Here is a 16,994-nt window from a genome sequence, read left to right as displayed (position 1 = left end):
ACGATATTTAGTGAATTTTAAATTGCGTTTATAATGGCCACAAAATCATCCGATACCAGTGAGGCACCACCGATAAGCCCACCGTCTACATCAGGTTTTGAAAAAATCTCTTCTGCGTTGCCTGGTTTCACACTACCTCCATATAGAATGGAAACATTATTGGCCACGGCACTAACATATGCCTCAGAAATAACCTTTCTAATAAACGCATGCATTTCCTGTGCCTGTTCCGGAGAAGCAGTTTCACCAGTTCCAATGGCCCAAACGGGTTCGTAGGCCAAAATAATCTTATTCCAATTAGAACTATCCAAAGAGAACAATGCATTACTCAATTGACTTTCTACCACCTTAAAATGATTGCCGAGACTTACGGTCTTCCAACTCTTCTCCAAAACAGAACATAACTCGGATACCCTTTTCCAATGCTGTTTTTACCTTTTTAGCCAAAATTTCGTCGGTTTCACCAAAATAGGCCCTTCTTTCAGAGTGGCCAATAATACAAGTATCCACACCAATATTCAAAAGCATGTCGGCAGAAATCTCACCTGTATACGCCCCACTTTCAGCGAAATGCATATTCGGGCTATCACTTCAATACGAGAAGTTTGTAGACTTCGAACAGCCGCAGCCAAGTTTACAAAAGTAGGGGCCACCATCACCTCTGCGTTTGTATCAGGAAGTTTGGCGGCCAATTCTACCAACAACGCCTCGGTTTCTTCCATGTTTTTATTCATTTTCCAATTTCCAGCTACTATTTTACTTCTCATTTTATAAAGTTTATTCTTGTTTAATTAATGTCTTCTATGTCTAATTATTCAAACTTTAGCTCATCCATGTCATTGTAATGAACTTTTTGGGTTATCGTGCCGCTTTCTAAGACCAATACACCCGGATTGGATCTTACAATGGTCTTTAATGTCGTCTGATCGGTAAAGTAGAATTCAAATCCTAGATTAAATTGCTCTATTAGAACTTTTGTTTGTTCCGGACCAGAAGCGGACATTCCTATAACCTTGTATCCCCCTTCAACGGCTTTATCCGTTATCGCCTTAACCTCTGAAAATACCTCCATATTCGCCTTTCTTAAATCATAGGCTATGACCATCACCAATTTAGGTTCCTGTAATAAGCTTCCAGCAAAATCCTCCCCCTCTTGTTCAATAGTAAAATCGTGCACAGGAGGTTCGTATCCCTTCTGTATCTCCTCGGTTTCCACACCAATAAACTCTCCATCTACAGTAGGATAGTCTCCATTGGTTACAATCACTTGCTCTTCCCCATTTACCTTGAATTTCCAGGCATATTCGTAAATAGGTTTGGGTGCATCCTCAGGAATGCTCATACCTTCCTCAATATTTTTTCCAATTTCATACGGTCTAAAATCAATTACCGGCAAGTGATTCAAAACATAGTATGCATACAGGATACAGGCAACCAGGGAAATGGCCGTTAGCACTTTGGTCACAAATGGCCTAAAAAGTGGTGTAATATAATTTTTCCCATAAAATAAAAGAAGTATCAATATCAACAGCACTACATCCTTGGAAAAGGATTCCCATGGCGTCAACTTAATGGCGTCCCCAAAACAACCGCAATCTGTTACTTTATTGAAATAGGCAGAATAAAAGGTTAAGAATGTAAAGAATACAATCATCAACAAAAGACTCCAAAGAGTGAATTTTCTTTTATAACCCAATATGAGTAGCACTCCCAAAAGCACTTCAAAAATGACCACTACTAATGAAATGATAAGGGCATGGGGTTCAAAAAATGGCATGTTGAGTACACCGGGACTAAAATATTCCTCAAGTTTAAAAGAAAAACCTACAGGGTCGTTCAGTTTGATAAATCCACTGATGATAAAAAGTACCCCAACAAATATTCGTACTACCCCAATTAAATATTTCATAATCCCTAATTAATTTTCAGACAAACCTAGGTGAATTAATGCAAAGACCGCATAATTGATCATATCCTGATAGTTGGCGTCGATACCTTCACTCACTAAAGTTTTTCCTTTATTGTTTTCTATTGATTTTACCCTTAACAATTTTTGTAGTATCAAATCGGTAAGGGAACTAACCCGCATATCACGCCATGCCTCTCCATAGTCATGGTTTTTGTCAAGCATGAGCTTTTTGGTTTTATCTACGTGTTTTTTATACAGCGATACGGCCTTTTGAGGCTCAAGGTCCGGCTGTTCCGCAACTCCTAACTCCAGTTGAATCAAAGCCATAACAGCATAATTGATTATCCCTATAAACTCAGGTATCTCCCCTTCATCCACTTTGCGGACCTCATTTTCTTGTAGACCCCTTATCCGCTGGGCCTTAATGAAAATTTGGTCTGTGAGAGAAGGTAAACGAAGTATTCTCCAAGCACATCCATAATCAAGCATTTTTTTTTCGTAAAGATCCTGACAAACCTTGATTACCGCATTATACTGCGTTTCCGTTTTTTGCATGTGCTTGTAGTAATTTGTGTAAATTTCGCTTAAAATTTTGTAACCATCAAGATTGGGAGTTCAAACTTAAAGTTGTCCCAATCGCCAAACCGAGGGTATGACGATAAACTGTAAAGGAAAACTTCTTGATTTGACCAATCCAAAAGTGATGGGCATTTTAAACCTTACCCCCGACTCTTTCTATGACGGGGGCAAATATAAAAATGAAAGGGATATTTTGGAACAGGTCGAAAAAATGTTATCCTCCGGAGCTTCTTTTATTGATATGGGCGCTCAAAGCACCGGACCTGGGGCTGAAGATGTTAGCGCCGATGAAGAATGTAAGCGTCTATTACCTGTCCTCGAACTTGTGCTTAACAAATTTCCTGAGGCATTAGTTTCCGTGGATACATTTAGGGCTTTTGTAGCCAAAGAGGCCCTTGATTATGGTACGACCATTATCAATGACATTTCCGCGGGATTAATGGACGACGCAATGTTGGATGTCATCGCCGAATACAAAGTTCCCTATGTAATGATGCATATGAAGGGCAATCCAAAGACAATGCAGCAGAATACTGCCTATGAAGATTTGCTACAGGAAATCATCTATTACTTTTCCGAAAGATTGTCCGTTGCCAGGTCAAAAGGAATCTCAGATATTATAATAGACCCTGGTTTCGGTTTCTCCAAGACTTTGGAACAAAACTATAAACTATTAAACCATCTGGATGCATTAGAGATAATTGATAAACCTATATTGGCGGGTGTAAGTCGCAAATCAATGATTTACAAATTATTGGGTACGGATGCACAAAATGCATTGAATGGGATCACCGCTTTAAATATGATCGCTTTGCAAAAAGGAGCATCCATCTTAAGAGTGCATGATGTGCGCGAAGCCATAGAATGTATCAGGATTCACGAGCAATTAACCGCTTAATTTTACCTATACTTGTTTATCTATTTTTGTTAATTTTACAGAAACGGCACTAGTTGGATTTTTTAAATTTTATCGACTTTAAGATTACGGATATCTTGGATATCGTATTGGTAGCCGTACTTCTATATTATGTTTACAAGTTGGTACGCGGTTCGGCGGCCATCAATATTTTTATTGGAATCGTTATTGTTTGGGCCTTTTGGAAACTTACCGAACTATTGGGAATGCAAATGATCAGCACCATTGTTGGCGCCTTCATGCAGGTAGGACTTATTGCTTTAATAATTGTGTTCCAACAAGAAATACGAAAGTTTCTATTGATGATAGGATTCACCAATTTTGCCAATAAAAGGAACTTCGTAAAACATTTTAAATTTCTAAAACAAGAGGGCGATACCACGAGTATAGATGTAGAGGCCATTGTAAAGGCCTGCGAAAAGATGTCTGCTTCAAAGACAGGGGCCATTCTGGTCATTGAAAGGGGAAACTCCCTGGATTTTATAAAAAGTACCGGGGATCGAATGAACATTGAGGTTACCCAACCCATTATTGAAAGCATTTTTTACAAGAATAGTCCCCTACACGACGGGGCTGCAGTTATCGTAGATAATTATATAGTGGCCACGCGTGTAATTCTACCCGTTACCAATGAAAGAAGTATTCCTTTAAGATATGGCCTTAGGCATAGGGCCGCCATTGGAATAACTGAAAAAACCGACGCTCTTTGTTTGGTTGTGAGTGAAGAAACTGGGCAGATTTCCTATATAAAAAATGGAGAATTTATTTTATTCGAATCCAGTGCCCAATTAATAACACTCTTGAAAAAAGACCTTGTATAATGCAATGTAAGAATTGTGACAGTACCTTAAGAACGGATTACAGTTATTGTCCGGACTGCGGGGCGAAAGTAATACGAAACAGACTTACTGTAAAAAATCTTTGGTACGATGCCATTGAAAGGTATTTTAATATAGACAATACCTTTTTAAGGACATTCATCCGTCTTTTCTCAAAACCCGAAGTTGTTATTGTAGGATATATAGATGGAATACGCAAGAAGTACCTCAATCCCATAAGTTATTTGGGAATTGCCATCACGCTTTCAGGTCTTTTGGTATTTTTCATGAGGAAGAATAGTGGACAATTTGACATGGATATCTTGGGAACCGGCCAATCCCAACCTTTTCAGGATAAATTCGGGATGTAGTCCTAGACTACCAAGCTATTTTTTTTGTACTCTATATTCCGATGATGGCCATATCAGGGTGGCTCAATTTTCAAGCCAAAAAATATAACTTCTCCGAGAGGGTAGTAATATTCATGTATACCCTGGCGCAGTATTCCTTAGGGATTTTTATACCCTCCCTTTTGCTTTTAATCTTCCTTCCTAATTTCTATATGAAATTCAGCTTTATTGCATTACTTTTTATGTATTTATATTCGGCCTATGTAATTAAAAGGATTTCCAACGAAAAAGGAATCGAGTTATGGTCAAAAGTCTTCATATTTTGGTTTTTTTTTACCATTTTTTACATGAGCCTTTCAATAATAATCCCAATAATTCTTTTAGTGACAGGAAATGTCCAGGTAGAAGATTTTAGACCAGTAACTTAGATTTGAATCTACGCCACTTCCTCGGCCAAGAATTGTGCTTCGTAGAGATTTCGATAATACCCGTCCTTTTTCAATAATTCCTTGTGGATCCCCATTTCCACTATTTTTCCAGCATCCATCACGATGATTTTATCTGCCTTTTTAATGGTGGCTAGTCTGTGAGCAATCACAATAGAGGTTCTACCCTGGGTTATTTTTTCAGTGGCCTGTTGAATCAACCGTTCCGAATAGGTATCAATGGAGGAAGTGGCTTCATCCAACACTAAAATACTAGGTTTACTTACATAGGCCCTTAGAAAGGCGATGAGTTGACGCTGACCACTGGACAACATAGTGCCTCGCTCCTTCACATTGTATTCGTATCCACCTGGTAAGCTTGAGATGAATTCGTCTACACCAATGGCCCTAGCCGCTGCCTCAATATCCTCCACGGATATATTAGGATTCCTTAGGGAAATGTTATTGGCTATAGTATCGGCAAACAGAAAAACATCCTGTAATACAATGGCTATATGGGACCTTAAAGAGGATAGTTTAAAATCCTTAATATCAACACCATCTACCAAAATGGTACCGGAATTGATTTCGTAAAACCTATTTAGTAAATTAATGATTGTTGACTTTCCGGCACCGGTGGCCCCTACAATAGCAATGGTCTCACCCGCTTTCACATTGAAGGAAATTCCATGTAGGACTTCCTCACCCTCTAAGTATCCAAAGCGAACATCCTTAAATTCAATAGTTCCTTTGACCTCAGGTTTTTCAATCTGTCCATTGTCCTCAATAGAACTATCGGTATCCAAAATATTAAATACCCTATTCGCAGCCACCATACCCATCTGCAAAGTATTAAACTTATCCGCGATTTGCCTAAGGGGCCTAAAAAGCATATCTATCAGCATAATGAAAGCGAATACCGTACCGGCCACATCATTGGTGATATTGGCGACATTCTGCAAACCACCGTACCACACTACCAAACCAATAGTGATGGACGAAACTATTTCAGCGATGGGAAAAAAGATGGAGTTGTACCAAACCGTCTTCAACCAAGCATTTTGATGCTTTTCATTGATTTCTCTAAATTTTTCACTCTCAATACTTTCCCTGGTGAACAATTGAACAATTTTCATCCCTGTAATACGCTCCTGTACAAAGGAATTCAAGTTGGAAACCTCTGCACGAACTTCCGTAAATGCCACTTTCATGGCCTTTTGAAACAACCTAGTGGCATATAGAATTAAAGGAAGTAGGGAAAAGACCAATAACGCCAATTTCCAATTGATGTATATCATGACACCTGCTGCAACGAACATCTTCAACATATCGGCCACTATAACAAAAAAACCCTGACTGAAAATTTCACCAATTCGTTGCATATCCGCAACGGCCCTTGTAACCAACACTCCCAAAGATGAGTTGTCGAAATACTTCATCCTGAAGCTAAGCATCTTCTCGGAATAGTTTAATCCGTATATCCCTAATTACAGATTCTCCCAGCCAATTGGCGTAATAATTAAAAAGGAGTTGGAAAATAACCTGACCCAATAAAACGGCAAGCATCGCTATAGTTAGATAAAACAATTTATCGGCGTCACTCCCTTTAATGGCATCATCAATGATTTGTTTTAGAAGTATAGGAGTAAGAACCGCAAAGACAGATAACAATACAGCCGCCAATGCAACACCATAAAAGGTAAGGCGGTAAGGCCTGGTATACCTCATCAAGCGCTTAAAAAGACGTGTATCAAAAGCGTTTCCAGTATTATTGCTCATGCTCAAAAACAGTGTAGGGATAGCTAATCGAGGTCAAATATAGTCCTTTTGCGGGTACAGAAACACCAGCTTCAGACCGATCCTTACTTTTTAAGATAGCCTTAACATGGCTTGGGGGATATTTCCCCAAACCTACGTCCAATAATGTTCCCACTATGGCCCTTACCATATTCCGTAGAAAGCGATCGGCCTTAATTTTAAAGACCAGTTTCTCCCCTTCTTGTACCCATTTGGCAAAGCGGATATCACATAAATAGGTCTTTACGTCCGTTTTTGATTTGGAGAAACATTCAAAATCCTGCCTACCCAACAATATATCTGCCGCTTGATTCATCAAATCGATATTCAAAGAAGCTTTCACATAATGGGCGGTATCCTTGAAAAATGGACTTTTTTCCTGACAGACCCAATATTCATAGGAACGCTCTACCGCATCAAACCTAGCATGTGAACTTTCTTTTGCCCTTCGAATACCTTTCACCGCAATATCATCGGGAAGAAAGGCATTGATTCGGTAAACTAAATTTTCAATATCATCAATGGCTTCAAAATCAAAATGACCGAACATTTCCTTGGCATGCACACCAGTATCCGTTCTTCCAGCACCCACAATTTCAATGGAACTTCTCAAGAGCTTTGATAATACACCCTCCAAAACCTCTTGTATGGTAATGGCATTCGGTTGATTTTGCCAACCATGGTACATCTTTCCGAAGTAGGAGAACTGAATGAAATATCTCAAAGGGATATGTTAGTTTTGTGCATTCACAAAGATATTAAAACGAAAAAATAGTTTAAAAGGCTATTTAAGCCGAAGTTGCTTACATGACCAAAATCCTACTCTTATCCGACACGCATTCCCACTTGGATCAAACCATTTTAAAATATGCCGCCATGGCAGATGAAATTTGGCATGCAGGGGACATTGGTTCCCTAAAGGTTTCGGATTCCCTTTCTTCCTTAAAACCTTTACGGGCGGTCTATGGAAATATTGACGATCATCAAATTCAAAAAGAATTTCCTTTGAATAATAGGTTCTTGTGTGAAGAGGTGGATGTTTGGATTACCCATATTGGTGGCTACCCCCCAAAGTACAACATTAATACAAGGGAAGAAATCAAAAAAAATCCCCCAAAATTGTTTATCTGTGGGCATTCCCATATACTCAAAGTTATGTGGGACAAAAATCTAGAGGTATTGCATATGAATCCCGGAGCCTGCGGCAAGCACGGTTTTCACCAAATGAGGACAATGCTAAGATTTACCATAGACGGAAAAGAAATAAAAGATTTAGAGGTAATAGAACTTGGAAAAAGGTGACCTTCATTAAGCTTGACCAGTAAGTATTGATCGGGAAACTTTAGCATCAATTAAGAGTAAAGCCCTAGAAAAGGAAGCTTTTAGCTGTGTAAAATAAAAACCCGGGAACTACCCCGGGTTTTCGCACTAATACTACTAAGATGTTAGGTTTAACGTAGACGATCCACAGATTTTACAAGATCTTCATCCTTTTTAATCGCCCTATTGGCAAGGGCTAAAAAAACGATAGAAAATACAGGAATCAGCATCCCAATACCCTTCTCAGAAACGGTAGTCTCTCCGGATAGATTTAGGGATCGATAAACGAAAAGTCCTAGTAAAAAAAGATTCAATATCATATTCAACCGGTTCATAACAAACTGGTTCTTTCTTTTCTTAAACAAAAAAATGGTGCACAAGGCCAATGCTCCACTTGCATAAAAGAGTACAGAAACCAAAATTTCATTGCTAGCATAAATCTCTTCACCTTGAGCATCTGACCATAGATTTACAAAGAACGGCAAAACACCGGATAAAAGTGTTACAGCGATTAAATAAACGGTCCGGATTCTTTGAATCATGCTACTTGTTGTCCTTGGAAGCACAAAAATAATGGTCTTTTTAAGAATTATCCACCAAATATTGAAAATAATTTGTAATATTGTGAAGTTAATAAAATTAACACTTACCAAAGGGAAACCTTTCCCCTCATTATCCTATTAATTTAAGAGTCAGATTACTTCTTATACTTTTAAAATACATATAACTTATTTATATACTTAATGTTTGAGATTTCAGATTTAAAATCAAAAAAGCTTCCTGAACTTCAGGAAATTGCCAAAGAACTAAATGTTCCCAAATTTAAGACCTTAAAAAAACTGGATTTGGTCTATCAAATTTTAGACTTACAGGCAGCAAACCCTAAAGCTGCTGCTTCAGTGGCACCAACGGAAACCGAAAAACCAAAAGCCAAAAAACCCGAATTTCCAGGAATAAGATCCAAAATCAAGATGAAAAGGATACCTCCGTAAAAACATCTGAAAAAACCGATTCCCAAAATAACGATTCTCCAAAGTCGGACTCCACCAACAATGACCAAAGGAAGTCCAAACCTAGACCAAGGTCAAACGATACTGACAATAAAAGGGACCATCAAAAAAATTCGTCCCGAATAAAAATCAGAATAACAGAAAACAAAATAACTCTCGCAGCAATAATCACGACAAAAGTAATTTTGACAAAGATTTAAAAAACCGCTACAAAGAGCCGGAGTACGAGTTTGATAGCATTATAACCAGTGAAGGTGTGCTGGATATTATGCAGGACGGTTATGGTTTTCTTAGGTCTTCGGATTATAATTATTTATCCTCACCGGATGATATTTATGTATCACAATCCCAAATACGCCTATTTGGCCTAAAACCAGGTGATACGGTTCTAGGAAATGTAAGGCCTCCAAAGGAGGGTGAAAAATATTTTCCGTTAATCAAAGTCAATAAAATTAACGGAATAGACCCTCAAGTTGTTAGGGATCGTGTTTCCTTTGAGCACCTTACTCCATTATTCCCTAGGGAAAAATTCAACCTTGCCGAAAAGCAAAGTACCATTTCCACAAGAATTATAGATTTGTTCTCACCGATAGGTAAGGGACAGAGAGGAATGATCGTTTCGCAACCAAAGACCGGTAAAACTATGCTTTTAAAGGACATTGCAAACGGCATAGCTGCAAACCACCCTGAAGTATACCAAATCATCCTTTTGATTGATGAGCGCCCTGAAGAAGTTACGGATATGCAACGTAATGTTCGTGGTGAGGTGGTAGCCTCAACATTTGATAAGGAAGCTTCCGAACATGTTAGGGTAGCCAATATAGTGCTTGAAAAAGCAAAAAGATTGGTGGAATGTGGGCATGACGTTGTAATCCTTCTAGATTCCATTACCAGATTGGCAAGAGCGTACAATACTGTACAACCTGCTTCCGGGAAAGTCTTGAGTGGTGGTGTTGATGCGAATGCCCTTCACAAGCCAAAAAGATTCTTTGGAGCCGCAAGGAATATAGAAAACGGAGGTTCCCTTTCTATCATTGCTACCGCACTTACAGAAACCGGTTCTAAAATGGACGAGGTTATCTTTGAGGAATTCAAAGGTACCGGTAACATGGAACTTCAATTAGACCGTAAGATTGCCAATAGAAGAATTTTCCCTGCTATTGACCTCACCTCTTCCAGCACAAGACGTGATGATCTCTTATTGGACGAAAATACGTTACAACGAATGTGGATTATGCGAAAATACCTTGCTGATATGAACCCTGTTGAGGCCATGGAGTTTATAGAACAGCGTTTTAAGCAAACCAAGAATAATGAGGAGTTCTTAATGACCATGAACCAGTAAGCACTCCTACCAACTATTATAAAGCTCCAATGGTCAACCCATTGGAGCTTTTTTATGACCTTTTTGAAATAAAACTATATCTTTAAAGAAGTTTCCCCATAACTACTACCTAAAAATCATGCTTATGAAAAATTTATGTAAACCCCTGTTGTTTTTTGCCTTATTGATTCCATTGATTTCGTGCAAACAAGATCCAGAGAAAGCAACAAGGGAAGTAACTGAGGAAGTGTTTGAGGCACCCAAACAAATCATATCGTTATCAGAAGCAGATTCTCTTTATGTAAATTATCAGAATAGAAGGGCTTCAATTATTGAAAAGACTGAAATGGCATCCCAGCCTGATGGAAAACCGTTTTCACCTACCCAATTCATTTCTTTTGACATTAAGGTACTTAAAGAATATATAGGTTACGTGGAGCAAGAGGCAAAAAAAGGAGGTACTACTGCCGATAGCCTCCGAGTTTACCTAGGCAATTATGGGGCGACAAGCAGAAAATATCCAAATAAAAATACGGTCTTTTTGATACCTACGGCAGAAGTGAACGGTAACTATGGAGCAATTTTTATTGATAGCGAAGGTAAGGCCAAACTAGTTAGGGATTGGATTAGCGCGCAACAAGGCGCCAATTCAATAGACGGAAGACAAAAAGCAGAAGCCGCATTAATACCAACATTTTCTGCTTCACCAATTATGCAAGATGAAACAAGTCTTACTTTAAACAGGGGGAATGGAGGACCTCCGCCTAAAACGGACTTCTAAATAGGGATGCAAGAAATTATAGACTTTGTTCAAAGGAGCTATTTTGTCTTTGCCTATGGTATTACCTTGGTTCTATCCATAATCGCCTATCCAAAATACTTTGATACACATTTCAAGTACTTACCTGCAATAATTGCGTATACCTTGCTGAATGAAATTTTGGGATATTTTATACGCTATTATCCAGATTTTTCATTTTTTCCAAATTTACAGGATACTAGGGTAAATGAAATTATCTACAATATTTACGATTTGATCTTTTTTCCCTTTTTCTTTTACGCCTATTGGAATTTGGTAAAAGATAAGAAGCACAAAAAATGGATACGAAATGCAAGTATTTTAGCGATGCTGAGCTATTTGATATCCTGCTTTTTCCAAAATCCAACGCACACCACTTTATATTATGCCAATGCCTTGGCTTCTTGGGTTCTTTTGTTCATAGTTATCTTGTATTTCAAAGATAAACGTGAACGTGCTTTACCCTTCACACAACCATATAACTTAGTATTTTGGGTGAGTATCGGATTATTTATATTTCATCTATTCGCCCCATTTCTCTTTTTAATAGGGTATATGGAATATCAAATATGGCTAGCCTATGATTTAAGAACAATCCTTCATATTCTAATCATACTAATGTATCTAAGCTTTTGTATTGGTTTTTTTATCTGTAGAAAAAAAGCCTTTGGATAACAAGCATAAAAAAACCCTCTTGATCAAGAGGGTTTTAAAATTTGTTAACCAAAAATTTAAAGAGCGGCTACGTGTTTTGCCAATTTACTTTTTAAGTTGGCAGCTTTATTACTATGAATAATATTACGTTTTGCCAAACGATCTATCATACTTACTACACTTGGCAAAAGAGCCTCGGCATCCTTCTTGTTTTCTTCTGTACGTAACTTTTTAATTGCATTACGTGTAGTCTTGTGCTGATACCTATTACGTAGACGAACAGCCTCGTTTCTTCTAATTCTCTTTAATGCCGACTTATGGTTTGCCATCTTATTTCCTAATTATATTTTATTTGGACTTTAAAATCCATTTTATTCTAGTAGCCCGTAGGGGAATCGAACCCCTGTTACCAGGATGAAAACCTGGCGTCCTAACCCCTAGACGAACGGGCCATTAACCCAATTAGAACCGAAGTTCTCCTTATTCAGTAGCCCGTAGGGGAATCGAACCCCTGTTACCAGGATGAAAACCTGGCGTCCTAACCCCTAGACGAACGGGCCATTACTTTACGTAATTGCGGATGCAAAAATACAATTATTTTTTACTATCACAACACCCTGATATTTTTTTTTGAAATCTTTTAATAGGCCTTTGCAAACAATACTCTTTTTGAGGATGGTTTTCCTGTCAAAATACAACTACCGGCCTCATCCTTAGCATCTAATGGAATGCAACGAATGGTAGCTTTGGTTTCTTCCTTAATTCGTTCTTCGGTCTCGGCGGTTCCATCCCAGTGAGCAGATACAAACCCTCCTTTGACCTCCAATACTTCCTTGAATTCATCATAGCTATCCACTGATGTGATATGCTCATTTCTATAATCAAAAGCCCTATTATAAATAGTACTTTGTATGTCTTCCAATAAAAACTCTATTTTTTCAACAACTTCATCAGCAGGTACCGTTGTTTTTTCCAGCGTGTCCCTTCTAGCCACTTCATAGGTTCCATTGGCCAAGTCGCGCTGCCCGATGGCTAAGCGAATCGGCACTCCTTTCAGTTCATACTCATTGAATTTGAACCCTGGTTTCTGAGTATCCCTATCATCATATTTCACTGATATTCCTTTGGATCTTAATTCGGCCACAAGTGGCTTTACTTTTTCCGAAATTTCATCCAATTGATCAAGGCCTTTGTAAATGGGAACAATTACTACTTGAATAGGTGCTAGTTTAGGGGGAAGGACCAGTCCGTTATCATCAGAATGCGTCATAATTAAAGCTCCCATTAATCGCGTAGAAACTCCCCAAGAAGTGGCCCATACATACTCTTTGTTTCCCTCTTTGCTTGCAAACTTTACATCAAACGCCTTGGCAAAATTTTGACCTAGAAAATGTGAGGTCCCGGCTTGTAAGGCTTTACCATCTTGCATCAACGCCTCTATACAATAAGTCTCTACGGCACCAGCAAATCGTTCACTTGGTGTTTTAACCCCTTTCACCACAGGTACAGCCATATGCTCCTCGGCAAATTCGGCATAAATGTGCATCATCTGTTCCGCTTCTTCAATTGCTTCCTTTTCTGTTGCATGGGCCGTATGCCCTTCCTGCCACAAAAATTCGGCGGTTCTTAAAAAAAGACGGGTTCTCATTTCCCATCGGACAACATTGGCCCATTGGTTGATCAACAAAGGCAAATCCCTATAGGATTGGATCCATTTTCTGTAAGTATCCCGAGATAATGGTTTCAGATGTAGGCCTAACAATCAATTCTTCTTCCAGTTTTGCATCGGGATCCACAATAATGCCCGTGCCATCCTCATTATTTTTGAGCCGATAATGGGTCACAACAGCACATTCCTTGGCAAAACCTTCCACATGACTAGCCTCCTTGCTCAAATAGGATTTGGGAATAAAAAGTGGAAAATACGCGTTCTCATGTCCCGTATCCTTGAACATTTTATCTAAACCTGCTTGCATCTTTTCCCAAATGGCGTATCCATACGGTTTAATGACCATACATCCTCTTACACCGGAGTTTTCGGCCAAATCAGCCCTTACAACCAATTCATTATACCATTTGGAATAATCCTCGCTTCTAGTAGTCAAATTTTTACCCATTGTTCGGAGTTTGGCACAAATCTTGTGCTTATTAAAGAAAATAATCCGGTAAAACTAGTTATTTTTAGTATGTTCAACAATATAATTTTAGAACGATGATATATTCCACATCCCACACCAAATATTTATACGGACTGATGGTTGCTTCACTGGCAATACTAGTGGCTTCCTGTGGTTCATACCAGCAAGCCTCTTATTACGACAATGACGGAATCTATGCCGATGATGCCCCTAGAACCGTTGAACGTAGACCTGATAGGCAATACAATCCTACGACCCGTTCAGAGGAGTCAGATACCTTCACAGACTACTTCGGACAGAAAGCAGATCAATACGATCAAATATTGGATAGTGAAATTTTCACGGATGTAGATTCCTATTCAAGTTCCAGTTTAAACGATAGCATCCCACAAGACCAATTAACAGATTATTACGATAACCCTAATGACTACCAAGGTTATGGTGGATGGGGAGACAACGCTCAAAATGTAGTAGTCAATGTATACAGTAACGGATGGGGATATAATTATCCCTTCACAGGATGGGCCGGTAATTGGGGTTGGAACAACTGGGGATGGGGCGGATACTATGGCTATGGCTGGAACAACTGGGGTTGGAACAATTGGGGCTGGGGTGGTTACTACGGCTGGGGCTGGAACAATCCTTGGAGATGGAACCGATGGAATCGTTGGGGCTGGGCCGGTAATTGGGGCTGGGGAGGCTATTACGGTTACCCTTATGGCTACGGCTATGGTTATTATAATAGAAATTTTGGTAGAAATAATTATGCTTATTCCCACAATAGATCAAGAAGAGGTTATTATAATCCCAACAATACTGGTACGACTGCTTTAAGAGGTAGATCCAATGTAAATACCAGGGGCACTTCCCCTAGGTACAGAACTTCAGATTCTAGGGCAGTTTCCGCAAGGAGTTCTTCCAATACAAGAAGTAGCTCTTTAAGTAGAAGAACTGTTAGCGTAGACCAAAACAGGGCTTACAGGACTAGCAGAAGTACTAGGTCTACCCCTAGATATTATAGCAATACAAGAAGAAACGGATACTACAATGGTACCACAAGGTCATCATCCACTTATAACAGAAGTGGTATGTCCGGAAGGACAAGTAGGGCCGTAACACCTAGAACATCTACGTATAGAGGGTCCAGTACCGGCCGAAGTAGTTCTTCCTATGGAACATCTAGAAGCATGGGAACAAGTAGGGGCTACAGTTCCGGTAGAAGTTATAGCTCGGGCAGAAGTAGTTCGCGGTGGTAATTATAGCTCCGGCAGAAGTAGTTCCGGTGGTAGTTACAGAAGTTCGGAGGTAGTTCCTCAAGGTCTTCGGGAGGCGGTAGATCATCCGGTGGCGGCAGGTCATCCGGAGGTGGTAGGTCATCCGGTGGGCGTAGCAACTAATCAATTCAATATTTAAAAAATTGCAACGATGAAAAGAATATTCACTTTCATAACATTATTCCTATGCCTAATTGGTAGTTCGCAGAACATAAATGATGTCCTTAGATATGGTCAGGAAGACCTATTGGGTACGGCAAGATTCCAAGCAATGGGAGGCGCTTTTGGCGCACTGGGCGGTGATATGTCGGCCTTAAATATCAATCCTGCCGGTTCCGCTGTATTCAACAATAGTCTTTTGACGCTTTCGGGTCTCACTTTATAAAGGACAACGATACACGTTATTTTGGAACTTCCAATAATACGAACCTAAACGATATTGATTTAAACCAAATAGGAGGTGCATTTGTCTTTAATAATACGGATGACAATTCCGATTGGAAAAAATTCGCCTTAGCATTTAATTATGATATGGTCAAAAGTTTTGAAAACGAAATCTATATCTCCGGAAATAGCAATCAAGGAATAGATAATTACTTTTTGAATTTTGCCCAAGGAGTGCCATTTGGTTCCATTCTTATTCAGGAGGATGAATTTATTGAAGATGCCTATCTTGATATTGGCGCGGTTCAAGGTTTTCGTGACCAACAGGCTTTTCTAGGTTATTACGGTGGTATTTTAGATCCAGAAAATCAAGATGATGCTACCACTAATTACATTAGCAATACCGGATATTCGTCCGTGAACCAGGAATTTTTAAAAACCACCACAGGATATAACAGCAAGTTTACGGTTAACGCTGCAAGCCAGTTTAGGGACAATCTATATATAGGAGCTTCCTTAAATTTTCATAATGTTCTTTACGATCAGTATTCGGAGTTTACCGAAAATGGCTATGACGCCGACTCTCCAATACAAAGTACGACCTTTGACAATCTTTTGCATACCGAGGGAAATGGGTTTTCCTTTAGTTTGGGAGCTATTGCAAAATTAAATGATTATGTACGTTTGGGTGGAAGTTATCAATCCCCTACATGGTATAGATTAACGGATGATTTCTCCCAAAGAATTAATTCAGATCTGGCTGATGACGACATCAATTTTATAGATTTCAATATTGTAAACTTATTTGACACCTATACCGTTAAGACACCAGCAAAATTAAATGGAAGTTTGGCCCTGGTTTTTGGAAAAAATGGATTGTTAAGTTTTGATTACGGGTATCAAGATTTCTCCCAGTCTGAGTTGAGACCTGAAAATGACGGTAGTTTTCAAACTATAAACAATCAAATTACCAATGAATTGGGTGGCGTTTCCACTTTTAGACTTGGTGGTGAATATAGACTGGGCATGGTAAGTCTTAGAGGGGGATATAGATTTGAGCAAAGCCCTTACGCCAATGGAAATACCATCGATGATCTTAATGGTTTCTCAACAGGTATCGGGTTAAATTTTGGCGGTAGTAGATTGGATTTTGCGCTTAGTAGAACTGAACAGGACATGAACGAAAAACTCTTTGATACTGGTCTCGGCTACCCCGGCTATGATAACGAGAACAAATACCAACGCCACTTTGAGTTACACCTTAAATTTTTAAGACAACCTACAAGGATAAAATAAA

The 16,994-nt window shown here is 39.1% G+C and carries 15 protein-coding genes, 2 tRNA genes and 4 pseudogenes; 11 read left to right on the top strand and 10 right to left on the bottom strand.

What is annotated here, in order from left to right; all coding sequences use genetic code 11:
- Positions 1–17: 17 nt before the first annotated feature.
- The 3 genes and pseudogenes from tpiA to NYZ99_RS04635 all read right to left on the bottom strand — a co-directional run bounded on the left by tpiA (position 18) and on the right by NYZ99_RS04635 (position 2,464).
- Positions 18–767 (bottom strand): annotated as a pseudogene (gene tpiA / locus NYZ99_RS04645) (triose-phosphate isomerase).
- 44 nt (positions 768–811) lie between these two features.
- Positions 812–1,909: a BT_3928 family protein gene (locus NYZ99_RS04640; protein ID WP_260573948.1), complete on the bottom strand. Its 1,098-nt coding sequence runs from the start codon at positions 1,907–1,909 to the stop codon at positions 812–814.
- Positions 1,910–1,918: 9 nt separating this feature from the next.
- Entirely contained in the window at positions 1,919–2,464 is a 546-nt protein-coding gene (locus tag NYZ99_RS04635; protein WP_260573946.1) for a DUF1599 domain-containing protein, read from the bottom strand.
- 97 nt (positions 2,465–2,561) lie between these two features.
- Between NYZ99_RS04635 and folP the strand changes: the two genes are divergently transcribed.
- Genes folP through NYZ99_RS04620 form a run of 3 tightly spaced genes read left to right on the top strand, consistent with a single transcriptional unit; the run spans position 2,562 to position 4,593 of the window.
- Positions 2,562–3,386, top strand: a complete 825-nt coding sequence (gene folP, locus NYZ99_RS04630; protein WP_260573944.1) for a dihydropteroate synthase — start codon at positions 2,562–2,564, stop codon at positions 3,384–3,386.
- 53 nt (positions 3,387–3,439) lie between these two features.
- Complete coding sequence (gene cdaA, locus NYZ99_RS04625; protein ID WP_260573942.1) at positions 3,440–4,225, top strand: diadenylate cyclase CdaA; 786 nt, start codon at positions 3,440–3,442, stop codon at positions 4,223–4,225.
- A complete protein-coding gene (locus tag NYZ99_RS04620; protein WP_260573940.1) occupies positions 4,225–4,593 on the top strand; it encodes a DUF3667 domain-containing protein in 369 nt (122 codons plus the stop codon). The genes cdaA and NYZ99_RS04620 overlap by 1 nt, the downstream gene beginning before the upstream one ends.
- Before the next feature lie 415 nt (positions 4,594–5,008).
- Here the strand turns inward: NYZ99_RS04620 and NYZ99_RS04615 are convergent.
- Positions 5,009–6,776 (bottom strand): annotated as a pseudogene (locus tag NYZ99_RS04615) (ABC transporter ATP-binding protein).
- Complete coding sequence (truA, locus tag NYZ99_RS04610; protein WP_260573938.1) at positions 6,766–7,518, bottom strand: tRNA pseudouridine(38-40) synthase TruA; 753 nt, start codon at positions 7,516–7,518, stop codon at positions 6,766–6,768. Before truA ends, NYZ99_RS04615 begins: the two are co-directional and overlap by 11 nt.
- Before the next feature lie 83 nt (positions 7,519–7,601).
- Between truA and NYZ99_RS04605 the strand changes: the two genes are divergently transcribed.
- The gene (locus tag NYZ99_RS04605; protein ID WP_260573929.1) at positions 7,602–8,096 is read left to right on the top strand and encodes a metallophosphoesterase family protein; all 495 of its coding nucleotides are present in this window, start codon (positions 7,602–7,604) and stop codon (positions 8,094–8,096) included.
- A gap of 149 nt (positions 8,097–8,245) precedes the next feature.
- On the opposite strand, the gene NYZ99_RS04600 is transcribed toward NYZ99_RS04605, so the two are convergent.
- Positions 8,246–8,656 carry a DUF4293 domain-containing protein gene (locus NYZ99_RS04600; protein WP_260573923.1) on the bottom strand — a complete coding sequence of 137 codons (411 nt, stop codon included), beginning with the start codon at positions 8,654–8,656 and terminating at the stop codon, positions 8,246–8,248.
- Positions 8,657–8,857: 201 nt separating this feature from the next.
- Here NYZ99_RS04600 and rho point away from each other — a divergent pair.
- The 3 genes and pseudogenes from rho (at position 8,858) to NYZ99_RS04585 (ending at position 11,922) form a co-directional block, all read left to right on the top strand.
- A pseudogene (gene rho / locus NYZ99_RS04595) lies at positions 8,858–10,469 on the top strand (transcription termination factor Rho).
- A gap of 124 nt (positions 10,470–10,593) precedes the next feature.
- The gene (locus NYZ99_RS04590) at positions 10,594–11,229 is read left to right on the top strand and encodes a hypothetical protein (RefSeq protein WP_260573921.1); all 636 of its coding nucleotides are present in this window, start codon (positions 10,594–10,596) and stop codon (positions 11,227–11,229) included.
- 6 nt (positions 11,230–11,235) lie between these two features.
- On the top strand, positions 11,236–11,922 hold the full coding sequence (locus NYZ99_RS04585; RefSeq protein WP_260573919.1) for a hypothetical protein: 687 nt from the start codon (positions 11,236–11,238) through the stop codon (positions 11,920–11,922).
- Positions 11,923–11,978: 56 nt separating this feature from the next.
- Here NYZ99_RS04585 and rpsT read toward each other — a convergent pair whose 3' ends face one another.
- The 4 genes and pseudogenes from rpsT to proS form a co-directional block, all read right to left on the bottom strand.
- A complete protein-coding gene (rpsT, locus tag NYZ99_RS04580) occupies positions 11,979–12,230 on the bottom strand; it encodes a 30S ribosomal protein S20 (RefSeq protein WP_100869334.1) in 252 nt (83 codons plus the stop codon).
- Between the two features lie 51 nt (positions 12,231–12,281).
- A tRNA-Glu gene (locus tag NYZ99_RS04575) sits at positions 12,282–12,353 on the bottom strand.
- Between the two features lie 36 nt (positions 12,354–12,389).
- Positions 12,390–12,461, bottom strand: a tRNA-Glu gene (locus NYZ99_RS04570).
- A gap of 80 nt (positions 12,462–12,541) precedes the next feature.
- Positions 12,542–14,018 (bottom strand): annotated as a pseudogene (proS, locus tag NYZ99_RS04565) (proline--tRNA ligase).
- Positions 14,019–14,155: 137 nt separating this feature from the next.
- On the opposite strand from proS, the gene NYZ99_RS04560 reads away from it, so the two are divergent.
- The 4 genes from NYZ99_RS04560 to NYZ99_RS04545 all read left to right on the top strand — a co-directional run bounded on the left by NYZ99_RS04560 (position 14,156) and on the right by NYZ99_RS04545 (position 16,993).
- On the top strand, positions 14,156–15,295 hold the full coding sequence (locus NYZ99_RS04560; protein ID WP_260573917.1) for a hypothetical protein: 1,140 nt from the start codon (positions 14,156–14,158) through the stop codon (positions 15,293–15,295).
- On the top strand, positions 15,210–15,452 hold the full coding sequence (locus NYZ99_RS04555; RefSeq protein ID WP_260573911.1) for a hypothetical protein: 243 nt from the start codon (positions 15,210–15,212) through the stop codon (positions 15,450–15,452). Before NYZ99_RS04560 ends, NYZ99_RS04555 begins: the two co-directional genes overlap by 86 nt.
- A gap of 12 nt (positions 15,453–15,464) precedes the next feature.
- Positions 15,465–15,698: a UPF0164 family protein gene (locus NYZ99_RS04550; protein WP_260573909.1), complete on the top strand. Its 234-nt coding sequence runs from the start codon at positions 15,465–15,467 to the stop codon at positions 15,696–15,698.
- Between the two features lie 146 nt (positions 15,699–15,844).
- Positions 15,845–16,993 (top strand): OmpP1/FadL family transporter, encoded by a 1,149-nt coding sequence (locus NYZ99_RS04545; RefSeq protein WP_260573908.1) that lies wholly within the window; start codon positions 15,845–15,847, stop codon positions 16,991–16,993.
- Position 16,994 lies beyond the last annotated feature (1 nt).

Source organism: Maribacter litopenaei (assembly GCF_025244665.1).
GTDB lineage: Bacteria > Bacteroidota > Bacteroidia > Flavobacteriales > Flavobacteriaceae > Maribacter > Maribacter litopenaei.
This window is presented reverse-complemented; position numbering and strand designations above follow the sequence as displayed.